3 protein-coding genes are annotated in these 3159 nt (G+C 59.7%); 2 read left to right on the forward strand and 1 reads right to left on the reverse strand.

Annotation, left to right across the window (positions count from 1 at the left end; translation table 11 throughout):
* Nucleotides 1-69: 69 nt before the first annotated feature.
* A complete protein-coding gene (locus tag EJA71_RS12110; RefSeq protein WP_218576481.1) occupies nucleotides 70-1962 on the reverse strand; it encodes a methyl-accepting chemotaxis protein in 1893 nt (630 codons plus the stop codon).
* A gap of 280 nt (nucleotides 1963-2242) precedes the next feature.
* Between EJA71_RS12110 and EJA71_RS12115 the strand changes: the two genes are divergently transcribed.
* Both EJA71_RS12115 and EJA71_RS12120 read left to right on the forward strand, forming a co-directional pair.
* Nucleotides 2243-2497 (forward strand): hypothetical protein, encoded by a 255-nt coding sequence (locus EJA71_RS12115; protein ID WP_158957095.1) that lies wholly within the window; start codon nucleotides 2243-2245, stop codon nucleotides 2495-2497.
* Between the two features lie 30 nt (nucleotides 2498-2527).
* Complete coding sequence (locus tag EJA71_RS12120) at nucleotides 2528-3097, forward strand: lipocalin family protein (RefSeq protein ID WP_158957097.1); 570 nt, start codon at nucleotides 2528-2530, stop codon at nucleotides 3095-3097.
* Nucleotides 3098-3159: the final 62 nt, after the last annotated feature.

The raw sequence follows: 3159 nt of genomic DNA on the forward strand, positions 1-3159 counted from the left end.
AGCCTGCGGCAGCTCCTACAGTGAACTCGATCTGTGTAGGAGCTGCCGCAGGCTGCGATCTTTTGATCCTTAAATGCGGAAACTGCCCACCAACTGCTTCAACCGCGCCGCCTGCTGCTCCAGATCCGAGCACGCGCGCAATGTCGCCTGCAAGTTCTCCACACCTTCCTGATTCAGTGTGTTGATTTCGTTGATATCGACATTGATCGACTCGACCACAGCGGTCTGCTCTTCGGTCGCAGTCGCCACCGACTGGTTCATCCCGTCGATCTCGCCGATACGCTGAGTCACGCTGCCCAGGCGCTCGCCGGCCTGGTTGGCGATGCCGACGCTGCTTTCGCTCTCGCGCTGGCTCTCGGTCATGATGTTGACCGCCTGACGTGCGCCGACTTGCAGCTCTTCAATCATCTTCTGTACTTGCTGCGCCGAATCCTGAGTGCGGTGCGCCAGATTGCGCACTTCATCGGCAACCACGGCAAAGCCACGACCGGCCTCACCGGCGCGCGCCGCTTCGATCGCGGCGTTGAGCGCGAGCAAATTGGTCTGCTGGGAAATGCTGGTGATCACTTCAAGGATCTGGCCGATGTTCACCGTGTTGCTGTTCAGGGCTTCGATGTTGCCGCACGAATCGCTGATCTTCGCCGACAGCTGTTGCATGGCGTGGATGGTCTTATCCACAACCTGCTGACCGTCGACCGCGAGGCTGCGCGCATCACTGGAATGCTGCGAGGCGAGGGCGGCGTTCTGGGCGATTTCCTGCGCGGCGGCGCCGAGCTGGTTGATCGCGGCGGCCACGCTGTTGGTGCGGGTGGCTTGCTGATCGGAGTTGTACATCGACGAGTTCGACGCCGCTACCACGCGCAGGGCGACTTCGTTGACCTGGCCGGTGGCCGAGGACACTTCGCGAATCGAGGTGTGGATACGCTCGACGAAGCGGTTGAACGAAGTACCCAGCGCGCCGAATTCGTCGTTGCCGTGAATCACCAGACGCTTGGTCAGATCGCCTTCACCTTCGGCGATGTCGTGCATGGCGCGGCCCATGGTCAGCAACGGCTGCATCAACACGCGGATCAGCATGCCGAGCAGGGCGATGATGATCACCACGGCAATGATCATGGCGATCAGTGCCGACGTGCGGAATTCGCTGAGCATCGCGAACGCGGTGTCTTTGTCCAGCACCAGCGCAACGTACCAGTCCGCCGACGGCACGCCGTTGACGTGGGTGAAGGAGATCAGTTGGGTCTTGCCGTCGAACTCGACTTCTTTCAGGCTCGGGCTGACTTTCGGCGCGCCGTTCGGATAAGCCTCAGCGAGGGTCTTGAGCACCAGTTTGCTGTCCGGGTGAATCAGGATCTTGCCGTCGGCGCTGACGATGAACGCGTGGCCGTGGCCGCCGAAATTCAGCGAATTGATGATCGCGCTGACGCTGGTCAGGTCGATGTCGGCACCGGCGACGCCGAGCATCTGGCCCTGACGCTGTACTGGGGTGGCGACGGTGATCACCAGCTTGCCCGAGGACGCGGCAATGTACGGTTCGGTGACGATGGTCTGTTGGGCGCTGTTGGCGGCTTTGTACCAGCCACGGGCACGCGGATCGTAATCCGGCGCACGGTTGCCGGCCGGCACCGAGAACATCACGCCGTCGGCGCCGCCGAAGTAGCTGAGCTGGAAATTGCCGGTGTAGGCGGGCAGGTCGATGATGCGTTTCAGGCTGGCTGGCGCGTTACCGTCGACTGCGACTTGCTGCGACAGCGATTGCAGCAACTGAATGCGACTTTCGAGCCAGGTCTGGATGTTGCTGGTGGTCAGGCTGCCCAGTTCCTGCATTGAGGATTCGGTGCTGGTGCTCAGGGCTTCGCGCTGTCGATAGTCGTTGAACAATATGAAACAGGCGAACGCAACGGCCACCACGAGGGCGGCAGCCAACAAGATCTTGTGGCTGAATTTCATGTTTCTGGTCATCGAATGAGCTACCGCGAAGGGGCTGGTCAAGAAAAGGCGGCAATTTTCCATCGTCGGAGCTTTGCGCTGCTTTTATGTCGACCGCTGCGCGCCAAAGATTAGGCGTCTTTTGCAAAAGACGACGAAATGCCTGATAGCCCTACAAAGTGTCTGATTTATTGGCAAAAGCCAGACGGGCGGGCTAATAAATAGCCGTCCGGCAACGGAACCAGATGAGGGTTTTCTCTTCTAAGCTTCTGGTTGGCACCATGCCATCCCCCCTCGTTCCAGGAGTTACACCATGTCGCTGCGATCTCTCGCCCTGCTGTCGTTTTGCGTGCTGTTGGCCGCATGCAGCAAGGTCAATCAGGAAAACTACGCCAAGCTCTCCGCCGGTATGGCCAAGGCCGAAGTCGAGACCCTGCTCGGCAAACCGACTGATTGCTCGGGCGCGCTCGGCATGTCCAGTTGCACCTGGGGCGACAAGAACAGCTTTATCAGCGTGCAATACGCCGGTGACAAAGTGCTGATGTTTTCCGGCCAAGGCCTGAAGTAAACCGGGGCTTCGCGCCCACGGAGAAGAAAAATGAAGCGGTTATTGCTGATCCTTTTTGCCGGCCTGGTATTGGCCGGCTGCGCCAGTTCCGGCGTCGACCCGTTGGCGCCGAAAACCGTCAACAGCGTCAATCTCAAGCGCTATCAGGGGACCTGGTATGAACTGGCGCGCTTGCCGATGTACTTCCAGCGCAATTGCGCGCAATCCGAAGCCCGTTACACCCTCAAGCCTGACGGCAATGTCGCGGTGCTCAATCGCTGCCTGACGCCTGAATGGCAATGGGAAGAGGCCAAGGGCACGGCTTATCCACAGGTGGCGGGCAAGACCGACAAGCTCTGGGTCGAGTTTGACACCTGGTTCTCGCGTCTGATTCCAGGTGTAGCGAAAGGCGAATACTGGGTGTTGTACGTCAGCGACGATTACAAGACCGCCATCGTCGGCGACCCGAGCCGCAAGTACATGTGGCTGCTGTCACGCACGCCGACCGTCAACGGTGTGGTGCGTGAAGAGCTGCTGAGCAAGGCGCGTCAGCAGGGTTATGACACCACGCGATTGATCTGGCGCGCGTCGGATCGGCAGATGGCCAAGACCTCGAATTAAGAGCGAAAAGATCGCAGCCTTCGGCAGCTCCTACAGGGGAAAGTGTTCACCCTGTAGGAGCT

This window comes from Pseudomonas sp. PB106, assembly GCF_009764645.1.
Classification (GTDB): Bacteria; Pseudomonadota; Gammaproteobacteria; order Pseudomonadales; family Pseudomonadaceae; genus Aquipseudomonas.

Coding starts and splice junctions, on each gene's coding strand:
- EJA71_RS12120 (WP_158957097.1), top strand. CDS start 2,528: ATGAAGCGGTTATTGCTGATCCTTTTTGCCGGCCTGGTATTGGCCGGC.
- EJA71_RS12115 (WP_158957095.1), top strand. CDS start 2,243: ATGTCGCTGCGATCTCTCGCCCTGCTGTCGTTTTGCGTGCTGTTGGCC.
- EJA71_RS12110 (WP_218576481.1), bottom strand. CDS start 1,962: ATGACCAGAAACATGAAATTCAGCCACAAGATCTTGTTGGCTGCCGCC.